At 51.0% G+C, this 22009-nt stretch carries 20 protein-coding genes; 16 read left to right on the forward strand and 4 right to left on the reverse strand.

Translation table 11 applies throughout. The features are described 5' to 3' along the window. Positions 1–46 precede the first annotated feature (46 nt). From carB to QUD54_RS10590, 3 genes are read left to right on the forward strand one after another with little or no spacing between them, the layout of a single operon-like run. The gene (gene carB, locus QUD54_RS10580; protein ID WP_286336702.1) at positions 47–3319 is read left to right on the forward strand and encodes a carbamoyl-phosphate synthase large subunit; all 3273 of its coding nucleotides are present in this window, start codon (positions 47–49) and stop codon (positions 3317–3319) included. Next, entirely contained in the window at positions 3319–3756 is a 438-nt protein-coding gene (locus QUD54_RS10585) for a Sua5 YciO YrdC YwlC family protein (protein ID WP_286336703.1), read from the forward strand. Before carB ends, QUD54_RS10585 begins: the two co-directional genes overlap by 1 nt. Next, complete coding sequence (locus QUD54_RS10590; RefSeq protein ID WP_286336704.1) at positions 3753–4202, forward strand: hypothetical protein; 450 nt, start codon at positions 3753–3755, stop codon at positions 4200–4202. The genes QUD54_RS10585 and QUD54_RS10590 overlap by 4 nt, the downstream gene beginning before the upstream one ends. Positions 4203–4205: 3 nt before the next feature. Here QUD54_RS10590 and QUD54_RS10595 read toward each other — a convergent pair whose 3' ends face one another. Then, positions 4206–4658 carry a PAS domain-containing protein gene (locus QUD54_RS10595; protein WP_286336705.1) on the reverse strand — a complete coding sequence of 151 codons (453 nt, stop codon included), beginning with the start codon at positions 4656–4658 and terminating at the stop codon, positions 4206–4208. A 221-nt stretch (positions 4659–4879) separates the two neighbouring features. Here QUD54_RS10595 and metH point away from each other — a divergent pair, with 221 nt between their 5' ends. The 7 genes from metH (at position 4880) to QUD54_RS10630 (ending at position 13416) form a co-directional block, all read left to right on the forward strand. Further along, positions 4880–8341: a methionine synthase gene (metH, locus tag QUD54_RS10600; RefSeq protein ID WP_406600591.1), complete on the forward strand. Its 3462-nt coding sequence runs from the start codon at positions 4880–4882 to the stop codon at positions 8339–8341. A gap of 36 nt (positions 8342–8377) precedes the next feature. Beyond that, on the forward strand, positions 8378–8500 hold the full coding sequence (locus QUD54_RS10605; RefSeq protein ID WP_286336707.1) for a hypothetical protein: 123 nt from the start codon (positions 8378–8380) through the stop codon (positions 8498–8500). Further along, a complete protein-coding gene (locus QUD54_RS10610) occupies positions 8497–8676 on the forward strand; it encodes a CPXCG motif-containing cysteine-rich protein (protein ID WP_286336708.1) in 180 nt (59 codons plus the stop codon). The genes QUD54_RS10605 and QUD54_RS10610 overlap by 4 nt, the downstream gene beginning before the upstream one ends. Before the next feature lie 10 nt (positions 8677–8686). Further along, complete coding sequence (locus tag QUD54_RS10615) at positions 8687–10099, forward strand: DUF4139 domain-containing protein (RefSeq protein ID WP_286336709.1); 1413 nt, start codon at positions 8687–8689, stop codon at positions 10097–10099. 5 nt (positions 10100–10104) lie between these two features. Further along, positions 10105–10632, forward strand: a complete 528-nt coding sequence (locus QUD54_RS10620; protein ID WP_286336710.1) for a cob(I)yrinic acid a,c-diamide adenosyltransferase — start codon at positions 10105–10107, stop codon at positions 10630–10632. Then, positions 10629–11213, forward strand: a complete 585-nt coding sequence (locus tag QUD54_RS10625) for a hypothetical protein (protein ID WP_286336711.1) — start codon at positions 10629–10631, stop codon at positions 11211–11213. Before QUD54_RS10620 ends, QUD54_RS10625 begins: the two co-directional genes overlap by 4 nt. Before the next feature lie 202 nt (positions 11214–11415). Then, complete coding sequence (locus QUD54_RS10630; RefSeq protein WP_286336712.1) at positions 11416–13416, forward strand: thioredoxin domain-containing protein; 2001 nt, start codon at positions 11416–11418, stop codon at positions 13414–13416. 31 nt (positions 13417–13447) lie between these two features. On the opposite strand, the gene QUD54_RS10635 is transcribed toward QUD54_RS10630, so the two are convergent. Next, a complete protein-coding gene (locus tag QUD54_RS10635) occupies positions 13448–15430 on the reverse strand; it encodes a methyl-accepting chemotaxis protein (RefSeq protein WP_286336713.1) in 1983 nt (660 codons plus the stop codon). After that, positions 15427–15624, reverse strand: coding sequence for a hypothetical protein (locus QUD54_RS10640; protein ID WP_286336714.1), 198 nt, complete (start codon positions 15622–15624; stop codon positions 15427–15429). Before QUD54_RS10640 ends, QUD54_RS10635 begins: the two co-directional genes overlap by 4 nt. A gap of 69 nt (positions 15625–15693) precedes the next feature. Between QUD54_RS10640 and QUD54_RS10645 the strand changes: the two genes are divergently transcribed. Both QUD54_RS10645 and QUD54_RS10650 read left to right on the forward strand, forming a co-directional pair. After that, positions 15694–16989 (forward strand): M20/M25/M40 family metallo-hydrolase, encoded by a 1296-nt coding sequence (locus QUD54_RS10645; RefSeq protein WP_286336715.1) that lies wholly within the window; start codon positions 15694–15696, stop codon positions 16987–16989. A 50-nt stretch (positions 16990–17039) separates the two neighbouring features. Then, on the forward strand, positions 17040–17519 hold the full coding sequence (locus QUD54_RS10650; RefSeq protein ID WP_286336716.1) for a host attachment protein: 480 nt from the start codon (positions 17040–17042) through the stop codon (positions 17517–17519). Positions 17520–17565: 46 nt separating this feature from the next. Here QUD54_RS10650 and nth read toward each other — a convergent pair whose 3' ends face one another. Then, positions 17566–18213: an endonuclease III gene (gene nth, locus QUD54_RS10655; RefSeq protein ID WP_286336717.1), complete on the reverse strand. Its 648-nt coding sequence runs from the start codon at positions 18211–18213 to the stop codon at positions 17566–17568. 165 nt (positions 18214–18378) lie between these two features. Between nth and QUD54_RS10660 the strand changes: the two genes are divergently transcribed. From QUD54_RS10660 to QUD54_RS10675, 4 genes are all read left to right on the forward strand, one after another. Then, entirely contained in the window at positions 18379–19092 is a 714-nt protein-coding gene (locus tag QUD54_RS10660; RefSeq protein WP_286336718.1) for a YebC/PmpR family DNA-binding transcriptional regulator, read from the forward strand. A 68-nt stretch (positions 19093–19160) separates the two neighbouring features. Beyond that, positions 19161–19979, forward strand: a complete 819-nt coding sequence (locus tag QUD54_RS10665; RefSeq protein ID WP_286336719.1) for a peptidylprolyl isomerase — start codon at positions 19161–19163, stop codon at positions 19977–19979. A 20-nt stretch (positions 19980–19999) separates the two neighbouring features. Beyond that, positions 20000–21076: a class II fructose-bisphosphate aldolase gene (gene fbaA / locus QUD54_RS10670; RefSeq protein ID WP_406600592.1), complete on the forward strand. Its 1077-nt coding sequence runs from the start codon at positions 20000–20002 to the stop codon at positions 21074–21076. Continuing rightward, positions 21063–21965 (forward strand): 1-aminocyclopropane-1-carboxylate deaminase, encoded by a 903-nt coding sequence (locus QUD54_RS10675; RefSeq protein WP_286336721.1) that lies wholly within the window; start codon positions 21063–21065, stop codon positions 21963–21965. The genes fbaA and QUD54_RS10675 overlap by 14 nt, the downstream gene beginning before the upstream one ends. Positions 21966–22009 lie beyond the last annotated feature (44 nt).

Consider the following 22009-nt stretch of genomic DNA (forward strand, 5'->3'; position numbering starts at 1 on the left):
ACCTTTTTTTGTAAAATAGAAAAATTTCTCCAAGGAGTGCGCTTTAATGCCAAAACGTGATGATATTCAGACGATTCTGCTGATCGGATCGGGACCGATCGTCATTGGCCAGGCCTGTGAATTCGACTACTCCGGGACCCAGGCTGCCAAAACACTCAAAGAATTGGGTTACCGTGTCGTACTGATCAACTCCAATCCCGCAACGATTATGACGGACCCCGAGTTTGCCGACAGAACCTACATCGAACCGATCAATGAAGAGGTGATCGCCAAAATCATCGAAAAAGAGGGGGTCGATGCGATTCTCCCGACGATGGGAGGACAGACGGCACTCAATGTCGCGATGAGCATGCACGAAAAGGGAATGCTCGAAGGGATCGAATTTCTTGGTGCCAACCCCGAAGCGATCAAGAAAGGGGAGGACCGCCAGGCTTTCAAAGAGGCGATGATAAGAATAGGCATGGATCTTCCGAAGAGTCAATATGCCTATTCGATGGAGGAGGCGATGAACGCGGCGGAAAATATCGGTTTTCCGCTCATCATTCGTGCATCCTATACCCTCGCCGGAGGCGGCAGCGGCGTGGCTTACAACATCGATGAGTTCAAAGCCCTTGCAGCGGCGGGTCTCGAGGCGAGCCCCATCAGTGAAATTTTGATCGAAGAGAGTCTTCTGGGGTGGAAAGAGTACGAGATGGAGGTGATCCGTGACAGAGCGGACAACTGTATCATCGTCTGCTCCATCGAGAACCTCGACCCCATGGGGGTTCATACCGGTGACTCGATCACCGTGGCACCTGCATTGACGTTGACGGACAAAGAGTATCAGCGCATGCGTGACGCAAGCTTCAAAATCCTGCGGGAAATCGGTGTCGATACGGGGGGGTCGAACGTACAGTTTTCAGTCAATCCTGAAACAGGCCGTATGATCGTCATCGAGATGAACCCGCGTGTCAGCCGCTCTTCGGCACTGGCATCGAAAGCGACGGGATATCCGATCGCGAAAGTGGCGACGCTTCTCGCCGTAGGGTATACACTCGACGAGATCAAAAACGATATTACCGGAACACCGGCGAGTTTCGAACCCGTTATCGACTACATCGTCACGAAGATTCCGCGTTTTACCTTCGAAAAATTTCCACAGGCGGATTCCACGCTGACCACATCGATGAAGAGTGTCGGAGAGGTGATGGCGATCGGACGGACTTTCAAAGAGTCGGTTCAAAAAGCGCTCTGTTCGCTCGAGACGGGTCTTGTCGGGTTCGATCCGGTAAGCTGTGACGAAGAGACGCTTCGCCGCGAGATACGCCGTCCAAACGAAAAAAGACTCCTTTATGTGGCACAGGCATTCAGAGAGGGTTACGGTGTCGAGGATCTCTTCGAACTCAGTAAAATCGACCCTTGGTTCCTACGGCAGATCAAACAGATCGTAGATCTGGAAAAGCGGATCGATATCGCGATACTGCAGAATCCCACGCTGCTTCGTAGCGTCAAAGCAGACGGTTACAGCGATGCGATGATCGCCAGGATCATCAATGAAAAAGAGCACATGGATCTCAGTGAAAACGACATCTACGCCGCACGCAAAAAGTATGGGATCGAACTCGAATATCACGAAGTCGACACGTGTGCCGCCGAATTCAAAGCGCTCACCCCGTATCTCTATTCGTCGACCAATATTATGAAACTGCCGGATAATCCAAAATCCGAAGTCCAAAATCAAAAATCGAAAGAGAAGGTTTTGATCATCGGTGGCGGTCCAAACCGAATTGGTCAGGGGATTGAATTCGACTACTGCTGCGTGCATGCCGCTTTCGCACTCGAAGATATGAATATCACTTCCATCATGTACAACTGCAACCCGGAAACTGTTTCGACCGATTATGACACAAGCGACATTCTCTATTTCGACCCGATCGATTTTGAGCATGTTCGAAACGTTATCGAGACCGAAAACCCCGACGGTATTATCGTCCACTTCGGCGGACAGACGCCGCTGAAGCTGGCAAAAAAGATCACTTCCATCGGCGGGAAGATCATCGGAACCAGTGCGAAGGTGATCGATGAAGCGGAAGACAGAGAGAAATTTTCCACCTTTATCGAGAAACTTGGACTGAAGCAGCCGGAAAACGGTACGGCGTTCACCAAAGAGGAAGCGTTTGCGATTGCATCGCGCATCGGATATCCTGTGCTTGTGCGGCCGAGTTACGTGCTGGGTGGCCGGGCGATGCGAACCGTCTACAACGAAGATGAGTTACGCGCCTATATGGATGAAGCGGTCAGTGTGAGCAACGAGTCTCCTGTTCTGATCGACAAATTCCTCGACCATGCCATCGAACTCGACGTCGATGCTATCAGTGATGGCAAAGAGGTCTATATCGGTTCGATTATGCAGCATATCGAAGAGGCCGGAATTCACTCGGGCGACAGCGCCTGTTCGCTTCCAACCGTCTCGATCAGCGACAAACTGGTCAAAGATGTCGAAAATCAGACCAAGGCGATCGCGCTTGGACTGGGTGTGAAAGGTTTGCTGAATATTCAGTATGCGATTTTCCGGGACGAAGTCTATCTCATCGAAGTGAACCCCCGAGCGAGCCGTACGGTGCCGTTCGTTTCCAAAGCGACAGGCGTGCCCCTTGCAAAGGTGGCGACACGTGTCATGGTCAGGGGCGATTTGCGAGAAGCGTTGAAGTACTATGATACATTCGGGGTCGTTATCGACGATGGAAACGTCCTCAAACCGAAACTAAAAAACCATATCGCCGTCAAAGAGGCGGTTTTCCCTTTCAGCAAACTGACGGGTTCGGACCTGATCCTCGGGCCTGAAATGAAGTCCACAGGTGAGGTGATGGGTATCAGCAGATCGTTTGGTATCTCTTTCGCGAAAAGCCAGTTTGCATCCAAAAACCGTATACCGACATCGGGTACCATCTTTATGTCGCTTACCGATCACGATAAAAGCGAAGCCGGCGTGATCGGGAAAATGTTTACCGACCTTGGCTTCAAAATCGTCGCGACATCCGGTACACACAAAGTCCTTTCCGAAGCCGGCGTCGTCTCGGAAGTCGTTCTAAAAATCTCGGAAGGGCGTCCCAATGTCGAGGATCTTCTCAAAAACGGGGATATCGACATGGCTCTCAACACTTCCGACAACAAATCGAGCAAAGATGACGCCAAGCGTATCCGTCAGGCTGTTTTACGTTTCAATGTCCCCTATTTCACGACACTTGCCGCAGCCCGCGCGTCGGCAGCTGCGATCCGCGAGATCAGAAACGACGGAGCTCTCGATCCGAAAGCTTTGCAGGACTATCTTACCGAGTGATGCACCGCGACCTCGTCTATCTGGTTCAAACCGATACGACGGCGGGATTTCTCTCCTGTTCCGCCGAACGGCTCGCCCTCATCAAGGAGCGGCCGCGGCGAAAGCCCTTTCTCAAAGCGCTGGCCCATTTCAGCGACATTCAAAATATCGGAAGGGTTCCCGCGATTCATCGAGCTATGGTTCGCAGAAGCAAAAAACGCTCTTTTATTCTTCCCAACGGAGAATCGTTTCGTGTCGTTCATGAGCGGCACAAAGCCTTCATCGAAAAGTTTGGATGGTGTTTTACGACCTCTGCGAACAGGCACGGGGAATCGTTCGACGAAGCGTATGCAAGAAAAATGTGTGACGTTGTGGTAGAATCTATAGAAGGGTTCAGCGCCAAAGAGCCTTCTGGCATATGGCGTCTCCACAGAACCGGAAAGGTGAAGATTCGATGATGAACCGGCTGTTGACGATCTTTTTTTTCGGTACACTCTTCTGGATGGCGTTCGATTTTATATTTTATGCCGGATTGATGGTCAACTATATCGAGGCACACGGTATTCCGATCTTTTTTAACGAGTTTTTCACGGATACACAATATTGGTGGCTGTGGATCATAGGAATTTCCCTTTATGGAACCATCTTCCTCGTAAAAAACAAAACACGGGAGAAGATACTGTTTTTTCTACTCTCGTGTATGCTCGCGGCTATTCCATGGATTCCGGATTTTGGAGAACAGATTGGTCGGGCGATTTTTTCGAAAGAGAATGTGGCATACCGTTTCGACAATGTTTTGGTCAAAAATGCCACGCTGCTCTACAGCGGAAGGGGTTACGATTATGTCGTTATACCGGGAAACGACAGGACGCTTCGTTACCTCTCCTCCAAGCGGGTGAAATAACCGTTATCTTTCGTTTTCGAGCATCTGTCGATACTCCAGCTCGATTTTTTTGATCATGTTTCTGTCCGGTACTTTCCGTCCGGCGATGTACCCTACGATATTGCCTTCATTGTCGAATTTCGGTTTGATCCATACGATAACCCAGTAGTATTTTCCGTCTTTGCGCATGTTCTTGACATACCCTTCCCACATTTCACCGCGTTTTATCGTCTCCCACATCTTTTCGAATGCGGCTTTTGGCATGTCGGGATGGCGATTGATGCTGTGAGGCGTTCCGATGAGCTCCTCTTTCGAGTAGACCGTCATCTCCCGAAATTTTCGGTTGGCGTAGGTGATGATGCCGGCCGTATCGGTTTCGGTGATCATCACGCCTCCTTCGAAAAAGACCTCCTCATTGACCGGATCCGGTTTCGCGATGCTCGCTCCGTTTTTTATATTTTTGATTGTTTTTCCCATATCTGCGGCCTTACTTGGAAGAAATTATAGGAATCATAGCATTGTGAGAGTAAAATAAAGCTAATAGACTTTTTGCATAACCTCTCTTCGGCCGATGGGTGATATCGACCGAGAGGCCATGCAAGATGTCTTGTATCTTACCTGTCGACATGGATAGATGGGAACAGATAATTAAAACGAAGGAAAGCAGTTTGGTTGCAGCTGATAAAATCAAAGAGTTGATGGAGGAGAAAATCCTCGTCATCGACGGGGCGATGGGGACACAGATCCAGTCGATGGAGATTCCCGACGAGGCATGGGAAGGAAAAGAGGGATGCAATGAGCTGCTTAATGCCACGGCCCCCGAGTTGATACGCCGTATCCATGAACGCTACGCGATGTCGGGTGCGGACCTGATCAAGACCAATACCTTCGGCGCTATGGACTGGGTTCTGGACGAGTATCAAATCGGCGACCGGGCGTACGAGCTGAGCAAAAAGGGATGTGAACTGGTCAAGTCGGTCTGTGAGCAGTACAGCACGCCCGATAAGCCGCGTTTCTGTCTCGGATCGATCGGGCCCGGGACGAAACTGCCGTCTCTGAAACATATCGAGTATGATGAAATGTATGCCGGCTACTATGAGATGGCCGAGGGGATGATCGACGGTGGTGTCGACATCTTTTTGCTCGAGACGTGCCAAGATCCGCTACAGATCAAAGCGGCGCTGCACGCCTGTCAGGATGCAGCGAAAGAGAAGGGTGTCCGGATTCCGGTTATGGTCTCGGTGACGATTGAACTGAGCGGGTCGATGCTGATTGGTACCGATGCCGGGACGATCGCGACGATCATGGAGCCGTTCGAGATCCTCTCTTTGGGATTCAATTGCGGCACGGGGCCGGAACAGGTCGAAAAGCATGTCAAAACCCTCTCGCAGCTTTGGCACAAGCCGATCTCCGTCCATGCAAATGCAGGCCTTCCGCAAAACCGTGGTGGTTACACCTATTATCCGATGGGGCCCGAAGAGTTCAGCGCACTGCAAAAGAGTTTCACAAAGTATGACGGCGTTACCTTTCTGGGCGGTTGCTGCGGAACGACGCCGCAGCATATCAAGGCGCTTTGCGATGCCGTCGAAGGAGTGAAGCCACGGCCGGCTTCCGGAAGCCATCCCGCTTCGCTCGCCTCGCTTTTCAACTCCGTTCCCCTCATGCAGGATCCGCCGCCCCTACTGATCGGCGAACGCTCCAACGCCACCGGTTCCAAAGCCTTTCGCGAATTGCTTTTGGCGGAAGATTATGAAGGCACACTCACGGTCGGACAGCAGCAGGTACGTGCTGGTGCCCATGTACTCGACGTTTCCGTCGGATTCGCCGGCCGAGACGAAACAAAAGATATGCACGAGGTGATCAGCCTCTATGCGCAGAAGATACCGCTACCGCTGATGCCTGACTCGACCCAGGTCAAAGGGCTGGAGACGGCACTCAAGTGCATCGGAGGCAAACCGATCCTCAATTCGGTCAACCTCGAAGACGGTATCGAGAAGTTCGATGCCGTCTGCCGGCTCGCCAAACGCTATGGTGCATCGCTGGTCTGTCTGACGATCGACGAGACAGGGATGGCCAAAACGGTGGAACGCAAGCTCGAAGTGGCGGAGCGCATCTACAAACTGGCGACCGAAAAACACGGTATCAGGGCTGAAGACCTGGTCTTCGATGTTTTGACATTCACCGTCGGATCGGGGGATGAAGAGTACCGCGACGCGGCGGTTCAGACGATCGAGGCGATCCGCGAACTGCGCCGCAGGCACCCTGAAGTCGGTGCGACGCTGGGCCTCTCGAATATCTCCTTTGGGCTCGACAAAGATGCAAGGCCCTATCTGAACTCGGTCTTTTTGCACCACTGTCTGGAGGCGGGACTGACGTCCGTCATCATCAATGTCAAGCATATCATTCCGATGAACCGTATCAGCAAAGAGGATCGCAAAGTGTGCGAAGACCTTCTCTTCGACAATCGGGAGGAGGGGGACCCGCTCTTCAAGTTTATCGAACACTTCAGTAAAAAAGAGGCGGTCGACCAGGGGGCGGAGGATGAAGCCTATCTGAAGATGAGCGATGAGGAGAAGATCCACAAACTGCTGCTCGACGGCGACAAAGACCGGATGATCCCACTGGTGGAGGAGGTGCGCCACCGTATCGCGCCAGAAAAAATCGTCAACGAGATTCTAATCGAAGCGATGAAGGTGGTAGGAGAGCTTTTCGGAAGCGGCCAGATGCAGCTGCCGTTCGTTCTTCAAAGCGCCGAAACGATGAAGGCGGCGGTGGATCACCTGAACCCTTATCTTCCGAAAAAAGAGAAGGCGAGCGATACGACACTGGTGCTCGGCACCGTCAAAGGGGATGTGCACGACGTCGGCAAGAACCTGGTAGACATCATCCTCACCAACAACGGCTTCAAAGTGGTCAATCTCGGTATCAAGGTGGAACTGGAGCAGTTTCTGGAGGCGGCGAAAGAGTACAACGCCGACGCGATCGGCTTCAGCGGCCTACTGGTCAAATCGACGCAGGTGATGAAGGAGAATCTCGAACTGATGAGAGAGAAAGGAGTCGATATCCCGATTCTCATGGGCGGCGCCGCACTGACCAAAGGGTTCGTCGATGACTACTGCCGGCCGATCTACAAAGGGCCCATCTTCTATTGTCGCGACGCATTCGACGGTGTCATCGCAATGAGCCGCATCGAGGAGGGGAATTTCGATACGCGGCTTGCCAGCGATGGCAAAGAGGAGGAAGAGATTGCCGTACCGAAGAAGAAGGAGGTGGTCATTCCGCCTCTGGAAGAGATTCCGATGCCCTCGCGCGAAGTCAAAGTACCGGTACCGCCGTTCTGGGGACGCCGTGTCATGACCAAAGCCGACTTCGACCCGGCGATCGCTTTCGAGTGGCTCAACCATCGCATTCTCTTCAAGTCGCGCTGGGGCTACCGCTCCAAAGGGATGACGAAAGAGGCATACGAGAAGCAGCTCGACGAGGTGGTGCGCCCGGCCTACGAGCGGCTCAAGGCGCAATTTTTGGACGAAGGGCTCTTCGAGCCAACGATCATCTACGGCTACTATCCGTGCCGTGGCGACGACACGACGCTGCTGGTATTCGATGAAAGCGAAGGATGGAGCAGTGACAAGGACGCCAATCGCGAACCGCTCGAGGAGGTGATCGGACGCGCGCGCGAAGCGATGACATTCCCGCGCCAGACCAAGAAGCCGTGGCGATGCCTCGCCGACTACTTCCACAGCGACCGCCACGATGTCGTAGCGTTCACGACGGTGAGTGCCGGCAGCAAAATCAGCGAGTACGAACGAAAGCTCTACGATGAAGGGAAGTTTCACGAGTACTATCTTGTCCATGGGCTGGGAGTCGAACTGGCGGAAGCTTTGGCCGAGGTGGCGCACAAGCAGATTCGACTCGATCTGAACATCGCCGACAAAGAGGGGCATACACTGCGCGATGTCGAGATGCGAAAATACCAGGGGGCGCGTTATTCGCCGGGTTATCCCGCATGCCCCGACCTGGAGCTCAACAAACCGATCTTCGATCTTCTCAAACCGGAGGATTTCGGGATCGAACTGAGCGAAACGTTTCAGATACACCCCGAGCAGTCGACGGCGGCGATCGTCGTTTACCATCCCGAAGCGATGTACTACAGTATTTAGTTATAATGAAAGATAGAGATGTTTCGGAGGTGAGCGATGGTGCCGGGTGAAAATTCGGAAAATTACAGTCACGAAGATTCTCTTCAGATCGACCAGACGACGAAAAAGAAGGAGCGGAAAACGTTCGTTTTCGAGGTTCTCGAAAGGGAGAGGGGGTGATCGAACATTTCTTCACATGCCCCTACTGCTGGCAGCGTGTCTCTCTACTGATCGATGCAGGAACCGACCGTTTCGAGGGGATCGAAGACTGCGAAGTGTGCTGCAACCCCATCGAATTCGATGTTTCCGTCGAAGCGGGCAGCGTCGTCGGCTTCTCCGCACGTAAAGCCCAATAAGGATGAAACGATGAAAGTTTTGAAACCCCTTCTGATTGTCTTGGCGGCGACGCTCGTGACGCATGCCGCGACGCTCGAAGTCTATCGTGACGGCGCAATCTACACCTATAGACCGTCCGGGAAGTTTGTCGGTTTTCCCCCGAAAGATCTCAAAGCGGAGTGCAATGGACGGGCCGTTACGCTCTATCATGCATCCGAATGTCCGAAACAAAGTCGTCTGTGCAAAGAGAAAAGAGCCATTGAGAAGTTTTCCCTCGCCTCTTTTTCGGCGCTGCAACAGATGCATTTTATCGACACGTTGATCGAGCGGGCCGAAGTGAAGATCGCTGCACCGGACAAGGTGCTCGAGATGTCGAAAAAAGCGGCGGAAATCTATTCTGCACTGCAGAAGAGAAAACGTGAAAGCGACAACGAAGTGAAATGGCGCAATACACGTTTTATGCAGCAGGCCCCCTCGATGGAGCCAAAACAGCTGCCACTCGGCTGCAAAGGTGACGTGAAGTTGACGATTCCTTCGGGCTACATCCGTTTCGGCCTCTACTACGAAGCGGATCTCTCCAAGAGTGCGACGATCGGTGTGACGCGCCACCTCGAACTCACCAACAGAAGCGGCATCGATATCGATGCCGATCGTGCGGTACTTTTTTATCAGCCGATCAAGCGTTACCTGCGTCCGATCCATTTTTCTCCCTGGGTGATTCACGACAAACGTTTGCCCCGGCCCGTGGCGACGGAGCGCAAAATGTCACTGCAGGCACGCGCTCCCGTGGTAGAGGATGCGGCTGGTAAACGGTTTGAAAGCGTGGCGTCGTCATCACCGAGATCCTACCGTATAGAACGGCTGCATCTGCCTTCCGACGGGGAAACCGTCGATATCGCCATCGATTCATGGAGCGTCGCCGCCCAGAGATTCGAGGTTGTCTATCCCTATCGTGACGTCAATGTCTACGAAGCGGTGAAGTTCAGCCCCAAAGAGGTCATCGAAACCAACCGCTGGCGGATACGCTCGGGGAAGAAAGTGCTTGCCGACTATGCTTACGGTGAATTTTTCGAAAGAAAATACAGACTCTACACGGGGGTTGACGAAGATCTCGTCGTCCGCAGGGAAAAGATGATTTTAAAAGAACGTGAAACCGGAATTTTCGGTAAAACCGTCCGTAAAAAGGATGGCTATACGATCCGTATCTTCAATCAGTCGAAACGGCCGAAAACATTGCAGGTCGTCGAGCGGATTCCCGTCGCTAGTCGTGAAGATGTCGAAGTGAAACTGCTACACGTCAAATCCGACCGCGGTTCGATGGATCATAGGCTGGAAAAAAAGGGAAAGCTTTTGATCGACGTGACGGTTCCGGCACATGAAGAGGCCAGGATCGATGTGCTTTTCGAAGTGAGCTACGACAAAGATAAACCGGTGGTCTTTTAAAGCAGATGGCATTGCGGCAAGGATATATTCAGCTCTATACCGGTGAAGGAAAGGGCAAAACGACGGCGGCAGTCGGGCAGACACTTCGGGCGCTCGGAAATGGATTGAAAGTCGTTTTCGTCCAGTTTATGAAGAGTGTGCCGAGCGGCGAGATCACGATGCTCGAGCGCTGCGGCGGTGAGAAGATAGCGATATTTCGTGAGTGGGATGACAGCTTTGTCATCGGTGAGCCAAGTGAGAAACAGGTTGCGATGAGCCGTGGGTTGTGGTCCCGGATGGTCGAAGCCATGCGATCGATGCAACCGGACATGCTGGTGCTCGACGAAGTGGCTGTGGCGCTCACATACGGTCTGCTGAATGAGCAGGATGTCCTCTCTTTTTTAAAACAGAAACCTGCCAAACTCGAGATCGTACTGACCGGCCAGAACGCTTCTGCGTCATTGATCGCCGCAAGCGATCTCGTGACGGAGATGAGAAAGGTCAAACACTATTACGACAGAGGTGTCATGGCGCGCAAGGGGATCGAATATTGAGAATCCTGCCGCGCAACTATATCGGTTACAAGGGAGTCAACTCCTTCTTTACGGGAATGACCGTCGGTGCCGTCTTTACGATCTATGCGGCGCTCGATCCTTCGATCTTTTCGCTCGGCGGCATAGTGCTGGCAGTCGGGATGCTGGTGATCGCGAAGTTTTACGAAACCATTCTCAATCTCAGGGCCTTTTACCGTATCTCGCTGCTGGTGGAGTGGGTGATGCTGGGTCTTGTGGCCTTGTATCTTTTCAGACCCTACGCTTTTTCGACGGCACTGCTTGTCTATGCGGGTTATCAGGTGACGTTCATGTTCGGTGCCTATCTGGTACGTGCGGAAACGCTTTTTTTGAACCGAAAACGCATTCTTTCATGGCTCGATATGGCCAAACAGACGGGGTATCTGGCCGGGATGCTGGTATCGTGGCTCTTTTACAAGATGCTGGTATGGGGCTGGCATATCGAAGATCATGCAAGGCAGGTTTATTATCTTCACTGGCTTCTACTCGTGACGGAGATCCTCATTCTCCGGCTTCTTGTCCGGTCGTTTGAAAAGGTCGAGCAAAGAGCAACGACCCGGTGAACATCTCCCCTTTTTTCTCATAATCGCCTTGATGTTGTTTTGAAGCAGCCAGATGAAAAAGGTGGCGATGGTACCATAGAGCGCTGCGAAAACCCAGTCGTTTTGCATTACGGCTCCAATAGCTAAAACGAGAAATAAAACTGTTAAAATTAAACACACTTATAATCCTTTGTGCTATGATAGGTCAAAAACGGACGTTCGAATGCGCTATTTTATCCTAATCCCCATATTCTTGACGACCCTCTTGGCGTCAGAACCGGACTACACCAACCATCTGATCGACGAACCCTCGCCCTATCTGCAGCAGCATGCCCACAATCCGGTCGACTGGTACCCCTGGGGCGAGGAGGCATTCGAGAAGGCGAAGCGCGAACACAAGCCGATCTTTCTCAGCATCGGCTACAGTACCTGCCACTGGTGCCATGTGATGGCACACGAATCGTTCGAAGATCCCAAAATCGCCGAAATCATCGACCGCTGGTTCGTACCCGTGAAAGTGGATCGCGAGGAGATGCCCCATCTGGACAAATATTTTCAGAAAGTCTATGCGCTGCTGCACCGAAGAAGCGGCGGATGGCCGTTGACGATTCTGTTGACGGAAGATCTCAAACCCTTTTTCGCCGCCACCTACATTCCGCCAGTCGATTCATATGGCGTGGAAGGGCTGGAGACACTGTTGCCGAAAATGGGCCGTCTCTATCGCAACAACCGCATGAAAATAGATCAGCGTGCCGATGCGATTGAAGCGTTGATGCGGCGGGTGCAGAATCTTCCTTCCAAGCCAATCGATGCCGATCTGAAAATCGCAGATAAAGCGATCGAGGCGATGCACGGCTATTACGACCCCCTCTATAAAGGTTTCGGCGACCGGCCGAAATTCCCGGAGAGTTCCCGGCTTCGTCTGTTGCTGGATATCTACCGCCTCAACGGCAACGAGAGGGCACGGACGATGGCTCTCGAGACGCTGGATGCGATGCAAAGAAGCGGTCTTTATGATCAGATCGACGGAGCCTTTTTCCGCTACTGTGTCGATCGCCGCTGGCGGATGCCTCACTTCGAGAAGATGCTCTATACCAATGCAGAGCTGATACCTCTATATCTACAGGCGTGGAAGATGACGGGTAAAGAACGCTACAAAGAGGTTGTGAAGGAGACGATTTCGGAGATCGATCGCAGATTCAGAACCCAAGAGGGGCTCTACTTTAGTGCGAGCGATGCCGACAGCGACCATCAGGAAGGCGGGTATTTTATCTACCGCTATGATGAAGCGCTCGAGGCATTGAAGCGTGCCGGTTACGACGAGATGCATGCGAAGATGATTTTGAAATTTTTCGATATCGAAGAGGATGGCAATTTCGATACCGAATTTTCACACCCGAGACGGGCGGCCGAGAGGGAACCTGAAGGGTTCGAAAAGGCGAAAAAGGTGCTTGGAGCGATGCGAAACGGGCGAACTTATCCTTTTATCGATAAAAAGGTCATTACGGCCTGGAATGCCATGATGATCAAAGCGCTTTTTGTAGCTTCTGGACTCGACGACCGCTATATGGCAGAGGCAAAGCGATCTTACGCGGCATTGAAGCATCTGATGCAGCAAAACGACGGGTCGTTGTACCATCAGGTGCTGTTCGGCAACCGGCCGGAGCAAGGCGGATTGCTCGAGGATTACGCATTTTTGATCGATGCCGCATTGACAGCCTATCAGATGACATTGGAGGAAGCCTATTTGAACGATGCCGACCGTTGGACGAAGATCGCGTTGAAAATGTTTTACAGAGAGGGGCGCTGGCTGCTTGGAAGCGACGGATTCGAGAGCTATGCCGATCTTCAGGACAACTACTATACCTCTTCGCTTTCGGTCATGCTCGATAATCTTCTCGATCTGGCGCTGTTGGAGAGCTCGTTGTCTTATGAAACCGCCGTGAAAAAGACGCTCGATGCCAACGGTGCCGTGATAACGAAACGGCCCGATGCCTATCCGGAAGCGCTGCGTGCCTATCTTCGCCTCAAGCGTGGCATCGTCGGGATCAAGTCCAGTCGCGCTACGCTGCTGGCAAATGCACGAAAGATCGAAGCGGTTGGTTACCCATTCCTGTTGAAAAAGGCGGAGGAGCTCCACATTTTCATCGCATGTGATATGCGGACCTGCTTCGCATTCGGTGAAGATTTCGAGAGTATAAAAGAGAGTATCGAGAGCCGTTGAGAAGGGGAATGGGTATCACTCCCTCTTCGCGTCAGACTTTGAATTGGCTGATCTGTTGAAGAACTTCATCGGCGAGTTGACCGATATGTTTGATATTTTCTTCGCTTCCGAGAATGCTCTCTTTGTTGGTTTCCGAGAGCGCTTTGATCTGGTTCATCTTTTCGATGAAAGTCGCCATGATAGTGGCCGCCTCGTCGATTGCCTGAACCGTGTTCTCGACACTACCGACAGCTTCGGTCATTTTTGACGACACGTTTCCGATTTCGTTCTGGACATTGGAAGTGTCTTCGGTCAGACGGTTGACATTTTCGATATTTTTGTTCATCTCGGAACTGCTGTCCATGATCGCCTGGACGATGATGTTGATGGTCGCATTGATGTCGGCCAGGCTCTTTTGGGTCCGTTCCGCAAGTTTTCTTACCTCGTCCGCGACGACGGCGAAACCGCGTCCGTGTTCACCGGCGCGTGCCGCTTCGATCGCAGCATTGAGGGCTAGAAGATTGGTCTGGTCGGCAATATCGGAGATGACGGTCAGTACCTCTTTGACCTGCTCCGCATCGTGGCTCAATTGCTGCAGGCGCTGAGCCAATTCGTTTTCAACCACTGCATTGTTTTCGATCTGGTTGATCGTATGTTGAATGAGTTCGATGGCGTGATGAAGATTTTCGTTGGCCTGAAGCATGTTCGTTTTCGTCAACAACGCCTCTTCCGTGCTCGCGATCAACTTGTCTTTCAGATGGGCGGCTTCGTTGGCTCCCTCCTCCACGATATCGGCTTCGGTCTGTATGTTGTCGGTGATGGATCGGAACGCCTTGTCGAGGTTGACCGATACACGCTTGTTCTCGTTGGCACTGCTTTGCGTATGGGAAGTGAGGTCGTGAAGGGCCTTCAGGAAATCTCTCAGTGCCGCGCGTATGCTGCCGAATTCATCATGCTCATAGATGCGGACTTCGGTCGTCAGGTCTTTTGTCTGGGCGATATTGGTAATAAGCGACTTAAGCGAGTTGAGTCGTTTTTCCAGATCCTGAACGGAGAAGAATGCAATGATTAGCATGAAAAGGATGACGCTGAAACCGATAAGGGCATCGATAAAGGCACTGTCGTGAAAACTGTTCAGATCTCTTTCTATCTGTTGTGCGATCGTGTCGTCGATCTTTTTAAGGACATTGATTTTTCGGGTAATGGTGTCGAACCACGCTTCGGCATCCACGTCGAATCCACCTTCGATCGCATGTGCTATGGCGATACTACGCAGTTTTTCCACTTCGGAAAATGAAGGATCTTCCGTCGCTTTTTTGTAGAGTGCAACCATCGAAACGGGTGCGAAAGAGAGGAAGTCGTCCAGGTAGGCGTTCTGTTCGGCCATAAGGGTAATGAATTTTCTGTACATCCCGGGTGCAAATCTGTCGGCGCCGAACGTGGCACTCAGTACGGCTCGTTCGATTCCAGCCCTCTCTTTCGACTTCAGGAAAGATGTGTAGGCGACGAGATCGATCGTGATGCGTTCATCGGGCGAAATTTTGGAGGTCGTCGCGATGATATTGAGTATTTTGGCGTTCATACCGGAATAAAAAGCGACGACATCTTTGAGTGGAAGTTCGAGACGTGATACTTTTTGGCGGATTTTCGGAAGTTTTTCAAGATCGAGATTCAGTTCGTCGATCTTCGTTTTGAGTTCGTTGGAAAATTTCGAAAGATCGATTTTCGAAAGGGTCTCTTTGTACTCTTGGATGCGCAGATCGGTGATTTTGCGTTGCTCGGGAAGTTTGGTGGCGAACTTTTCTCCTCTGCTTCCAGTGTATCCGGCACTCGCTCCCCGCTCTTTTTGTGTTTCGTGTACCAAACGGCTCAGAGCTTCACTCAAGTGGACAAGCTCTTTGACTCGTTGAACTTTGTCGGCGAATTCGAAATGTTTTGTCAGTTCGGTTCCAGTAAAATAAAGCAGTGCCAAAATCGGCAGCACGACCAAAAGGAGCATTTTCCCTTTGATCGTTAGACGCGAGAGAGGATTCATTCTTGTCCTTTCAACAGTTTGTTGGGAATATCTTTGTAGTCCACGAGGTTCTCATCGCATTCGCAATGATAGAGCCCCTCCGCATCGTAGTATTCGATACAATCTCGATAGCGTTTGGAGGAGATTCCGTCATCGTTGAAATAGACGCAACCTTGGATTGAGAGTAATATCGACAAAATCAAAATATATTTCATGCGTTTATTCTACAAAACGAGGCTTAAATCTACTCAATTTCGTTAAAATCCGGAAAAAAAAGGTCGAAAATGGTTGAAGAGGTCATAAAGCTCTTTCTGGAGATCACCAAAATTCCCCATTGCAGTGGGGATACCGTAGCGATGAAAAATCATATCATGCAGATTGGAAATGGGAACGGATATCGGGTCGAGTGCGACGATGCAGGAAATATCATGGCGTATGCGAAGAAGAGCCGTCTGACACTGCAGTCGCATTACGATATGGTCTGCATCGGTTCCGCACCGAAGATAGAGACGGTCATCGAGAATGGCTGGATGTCTGCCAAAGGGAGTTCACTCGGTGCCGACAACGGCATGGGTGTGGCGATGATGCTCTATCTGATGAAAAAAAAGATGGAGGTCGATTTTCTCTTTACGAACGACGAAGAGATCGGTTTGATCGGAGCGAATCACCTGGAACTTCCGATCAGGACGCCGTATCTGCTCAATCTCGACAGTGAAGAGTTGGGAAAAGTCTATATCGGGTGTGCAGGTGGTGAGGACATCCATGTTCAAAAGAGGATTTCTATGGCATTTCCACAAAAAGGAGGCAAGTGGTTCAAACTCCGATCCACTGCACCGGGAGGGCACTCGGGAGTCAATATAGCCGACGGAATTCCAAATGCCGTGACCGAGCTTTGCGGCGTGATATACGACACCCCTTCGATGATGCTTCACTCACTGAGCGGCGGAGAGCGGATCAATGCAATTCCCGCGCATGCGGAGGCGGTGGTATGGATGCCCGAAGAGGAGACACTGCATCTGGAGCATCCGGATATCGATGTTGAAGCGCTCCCGTCTGCCGAGAGAAAATTGATGAAAGATGGACGTGCGTTGGTCTCCGCGGTTTTTGGTTTCGCACACGGAGTTCGGGCTTGGAATCGGGATCTCGATTTGCCCCAGAGCAGTATCAACCTGGCGGAGGTTTCGGCGAAAGGAGGGAAGGTGAAGATCTCGCTTTCTGCCCGTGCGATGGCCAACGAGGATCTTCATCGGCTTGTCGTTCAGACGAGAGCAGGGTGGGAAGCGTTGAATTTCACGACTGCCACCGAAGGGAAATATCCGGCGTGGAGACCGGTTGTCAACGATTTCAGCGAGAAGGTTTTGAAACACTATAGAAAGATCGTTCCCGACGCCGAATATGCCGCAATCCATGCCGGTCTGGAGTGTGCGCTTTTCGCCAAAAAGTTTCCGGAACTTAAAATCACATCGGTAGGGCCGACGATTCTCGATCCCCATTCAGAGCGAGAACGTGTCGATCTCTCCTCTGTTGAAAAAATCGTTGATTTGGTTATGGCGCTCGTCGACGATTTATCGTCGATTTAAACTTTTGGTGTTATAATCCTTTCAATTTAAAAGAACAAGGAGATAGTGTTATGAAAATCGGTGATATCGTTATCGTGAGCGATCTTGGAGAGATGAAAATATACAGAGCCGAACCTCGTGGTCTCGAGGCGGAAGCGGGCCTCAAACCGGATCATGTCAAGCTCGATCTGATCGATGCGAAAGATTATGTGGCATCCCACTGGAAAGTTCAAGATATCGTGACGGATCAGGCGGGCCAGTTCAAAGGCGGAAGCCAAGGCCGTGGTGAGTTTTCTCAAGGCAGTGTCGGAGAGCGGCATGAACTCGAAAAGCATCTTGAAGAGGAAGTGATCGAAGCGATCGCGAAAGATATTTCCGATACGGTTTCCGCCAACAATCCCCCAAAATGGTACCTTGGACTTCCCGAAACGATCTATGCCCGTGTGATGGAAAAAGTCTCTCCCGCCGTGAAAGAGAAGCTTTTTCTCGGTCTGAAAAAGGATCTGGTCAAAACGGACAAAAACGATCTCGTCGAAATCTTCAAAAAGTAGTCCGGTTTAACCTGACGCCAAGGCAGTTTCCGATCGGAAACTGCTTCTATCTCGCTTTGAAACTCTCTTTGCTTTTGCACAAATCCGTCAAAAAACACTCGGTATAGCATTTCGGATTTTTCGCCGTACAGATATAGCGTCCGAAAAGGACCATCGCCTGATGAATCCGATGCAGATCGGTTTTGAATTTTTTTACGAGATCTTTCTCGGTTCCTTCCGCCGTTTTGGCATCGCTCAGCCCCAGCCTATGAGCGACGCGGAAAACATGGGTGTCGACTGCCATCAGATTGGCCCCGGTATATTCGATCATGACGACATGAGCGGTTTTCTGGCCGACACCCGGCAGTTTGACGAGCTCCTTTTCGTCCAATGGGATCTCTCCATTATACTTTTCCATCACCATCTGTGCCATTTTGATGAGATTTTTTGCTTTGTTGTTGAAGAAAGAGCAGCTTTTGATGAGTTCCTTCACGTCGTCGAGATCTGCGTTTGCGAGGCTCGGAATGTCTGGATACTTTTCAAACAGCGCCGGCGTGATCAGATTGACACGTTTATCGGTGCACTGTGCCGACAGCATGACTGCGACCAGGAGTTCGTAGAGGTTGTGATAGTGCAGTTCCGTTACCGAATCGGGGTAGTGCTCGAGAAGCCGTCTTTTTATCTCTTCGATCTCTTTTTTCGTTGCGAGTTTCATGGAAAACCTTTGGTTTTTGGATTGGAGCGATGACGGGTGAAAAGGTATGGTTTAGACTCTTTTCCATCCGTTGACCAGTGCGAAGCACGATCTCGTCCTTTTTTAACGAAATTATACTTGATAAAAGGTATAATATGCCCAAATTTCTTCGATAAGAGGGTATTAATGGCAGGTCATAACAAATGGTCGAAAGTCAAACACATCAAAGCGAAAGAGGATGCGAAAAAAGGCAAACTCTTTACCAAAGCCGTGCGTGATATTACCACCGCGGCCAAAGCGGGCGGTGGCGACCCCGACACGAATGCCGCGCTTCGGCTCGCGATCGAACGTGCACGTGCCGTTTCGATGCCGGCTGAGAACATTCAGCGTGCCATCGACAAGGCGACCGGCAATCTAAAAGGCGTCAACTACGAAGAGATTACCTACGAAGGATACGGTCCGGGCGGTGTGGCGATCATGGTCGAGACGATGACCGACAATAAAAACCGCACCGTGGCGAACGTCCGTCATGCCTTCAGCAAAGCGGGAGGAAGTCTGGGCACGAGTGGAAGTGTCGCATGGATGTTCGAGAAAAAGGGGATCATCACGATTGAAAGAAGCGATAAAGACGACGAAGTGATGGAAGTGGCGCTTGAAAATGGTGCAACCGATATCAAGGAGTTCGACGAAGTCCTGGTCATCGAGAGCGAACCGGCGGACTTCGATACACTTTTGCAGGCGGTCGAGAAAACCGGTGTCAACATTCTTGAGAGCTCTGTCGGACTCGTCGCGACCAACATGATCGATGTCGATGACGAAACGGCAGAGAAGGTTGAAAAACTTATCGAGACGCTCGAAGAGGATGACGATGTTCAAAATGTCTATCACAATATGGCATAAGAACGGAGATTAACCTTCATTAATCGATGTTTGAGTACAATACCACAATCAATCACAAAAGGAACAGAATGAAAAAACTGATCATGGCCGGCCTCAGTGCGGCGACACTGGCACTTTCGCTTCCAGCATCGGATGTTCTGGCGACCGTCAACAGTCATAAAATCACAAAAGAGGATGTCCAGTCGGTACTCAATGCGATGGGTGCCCGTACAAGTTACGATGCACTTCCGGACGATGTGAAAAAGAAGGTACTCGACCAGGTGATCGAACAACAGCTTCTTCAGGAGAAAGCACTCGCAAGCGGTATCGAGAAAGACAAAGAGTACAAAGAGGCGCTTGAAAAACTGAAAAAGAAGTTGGCACTCGATATCTGGATGAAAAAGCAGCTCGATACGATCGAAGTGAGCGATGCCGAAGCGAAAAAGGCGTATGAGGAGCACAAAAATGCATTTCAGCGACCCGAAACCGTCCATGCGCGGCATATCCTTGTAAAAACCGAAGCGGAAGCGAAGCAGATTATAGAAGAGCTTAAAAAAACACCCAAATCGAAACTCAAAACGAAATTCGAAGAGCTTGCCAAAGCGAAGTCGACCGGGCCGAGTGCACCGCGTGGAGGAGATCTTGGGACATTCGGGCGCGGACAGATGGTCAAGCCGTTTAGCGATGCGGCTTTTGCGCTTAAAGCCGGAGAGTTCACACAAACTCCTGTCAAAACACAGTTCGGCTACCATGTGATCTATGTCGAAGAGAAGCACCCAGCACAGACCGTTCCCTTCGATGAGGTCAAAGAACGCATAAAGCAGAATCTGAAGATGGAGAAATTCAAAGAGAATATCAAAAAGATTGCACAGGAACTTCGCACCAAAGCGAAGATCAAATACCAGTAATTTTTCAAGAAGGAGCGATGATGAAGGGTGTAAAGATTTCAGATTACGTCGATGCCGGTGTCGCAACGGGTGATGATGTCCAGAAGATTTTTGAGATCGCCAAAGCGAATGAGTTCGCGTTGCCGGCGGTCAACGTTGTCGGAAGCAACTCGATGAATGCGGCGATGGAAGCGGCCAAAGAGGTCAACTCCCCGATTATTATTCAGTTCAGTAACGGCGGTGCGGTATTCAATGCGGGCAAAGGGCTCGATAGCGAAAAGGCCGGGGTGCTCGGCGCCATAAGCGGTGCACAGCATGTCCATACGCTGGCGGAAGCCTACGGCATTCCCGTGATGCTTCATACCGATCATGCAGCACGTAAACTGTTGCCATGGATCGATGCACTGCTCGAAGCGAGTGAACAGCACTTCGCCAAAACCGGCAAACCGCTCTTCAGCTCCCATATGATCGATCTGAGCGAAGAGCCGTTGGAGCAGAACATCGAAACCTGCAAAGTCTATCTCGAGCGGATGAGCAAGATGGGAATGACACTCGAGATCGAGCTTGGTATCACGGGTGGGGAAGAGGATGGTGTCGACAACACCGATGTCGACAACAAACTTCTCTACACACAGCCTGAAGAGGTCGCCTATGCCTACGAAGAGCTCAGCAAGGTCAGCGATCGTTTCACGATCGCAGCATCGTTCGGAAACGTGCATGGCGTCTACAAGCCGGGCAATGTCGTGTTGCGCCCGGAGATTCTGGACAACTCCCAAAAATACATCGAGCAAAAGTACAATACGGCACTCAAGCCAGTCAGCTTCGTCTTCCACGGCGGAAGCGGATCGGACCTGAAGGACATCCGCGATGCAATCAGCTACGGTGTCATAAAAATGAATATCGATACCGACACACAGTGGGCTTTCTGGGCTGGAGTGAAGGGGTATGTCGAAAAATATCATGATTATCTTCAGGCGCAGATCGGCAATCCCGAAGGGGAAGACAAACCGAACAAAAAGTATTATGACCCGCGCAAATGGCTACGTGAAGGTGAAAAGTCGATGGTCGCCCGTCTCAAAGAGGCCTTCGAGGATCTTAACTGCATTGACCGCTTCTAAACTCCTCTTTCCACCCTCCCGGGTGGACTCTTTTCATTGGAGGGGGCATGAATGGTTCGTCAAGCGTGACGACCTTATCGATCCCCGTTTTTCCGGCAATAAACTTCGAAAACTCTATACGCTTTTACAAACCGATTCGAAACGTTATTCTCTCTTGATGAGTTATGGTGGCTCCCAATCGAATGCGATGCTTTCCCTCGCCTACCTGGCAAAGTCGAAAGGGTGGGATTTTGTCTATTATGTCAAAAAGCTCCCCGACTGGCTTGCCAAAAATCCGACAGGCAATCTCAAACTTGCGCTCGATCTTGGAATGAAAGCCGTCGAAATTCCCCATTCGGAATTTTATGGCCGGATCGAAGATGTTCGAAGCACTCTATCGGACGATACTCTCCTTGTCGCTCAGGGAGGTGCCGAAAAGATAGCGGAAGAGGGCGTCCGTCTTTTGGCGAAGGAGATTCTCTCTTGGGCAAATAGAAAAGGCATCGGCAGCTGCAGCGTCGCCACGCCGAGCGGCACGGGGACTACGGCACTCTATCTCAGACGCCATTTGCCGAAAGAGATTGAAGTGTTGACGACACCTGTCGTCGGTGATCGTGACACGCTTTTGGCCCAATGGCACGAACTCGAACCGGATGAACCGTTTTTACCGAAAATCTTGGAACATTGGCCGAAACATCCTTTCGCAAAACCGAAAAAGTGCTATTTCGATGCATGGCACTCTCTCAAGCGATCGGGGGTCGAGTTCGACCTGGTCTATGCCCCGAAAATGTGGCTGGAGTTACTAAGCGCCTACGAGAATCTGCAAAAACCGATTCTCTATATCCATTCCGGAGGTGTCAGTGGAAATATGTCCCAAATTGAGCATTATCGATACAGTGGCATTCTATAAGCTCTCAAAAATACATGATATTCAATCTTTTAAAAGTTAAACTG

This window comes from Hydrogenimonas cancrithermarum (assembly GCF_030296055.1).
In the GTDB taxonomy this organism is placed as follows: Bacteria; Campylobacterota; Campylobacteria; order Campylobacterales; family Hydrogenimonadaceae; genus Hydrogenimonas; species Hydrogenimonas cancrithermarum.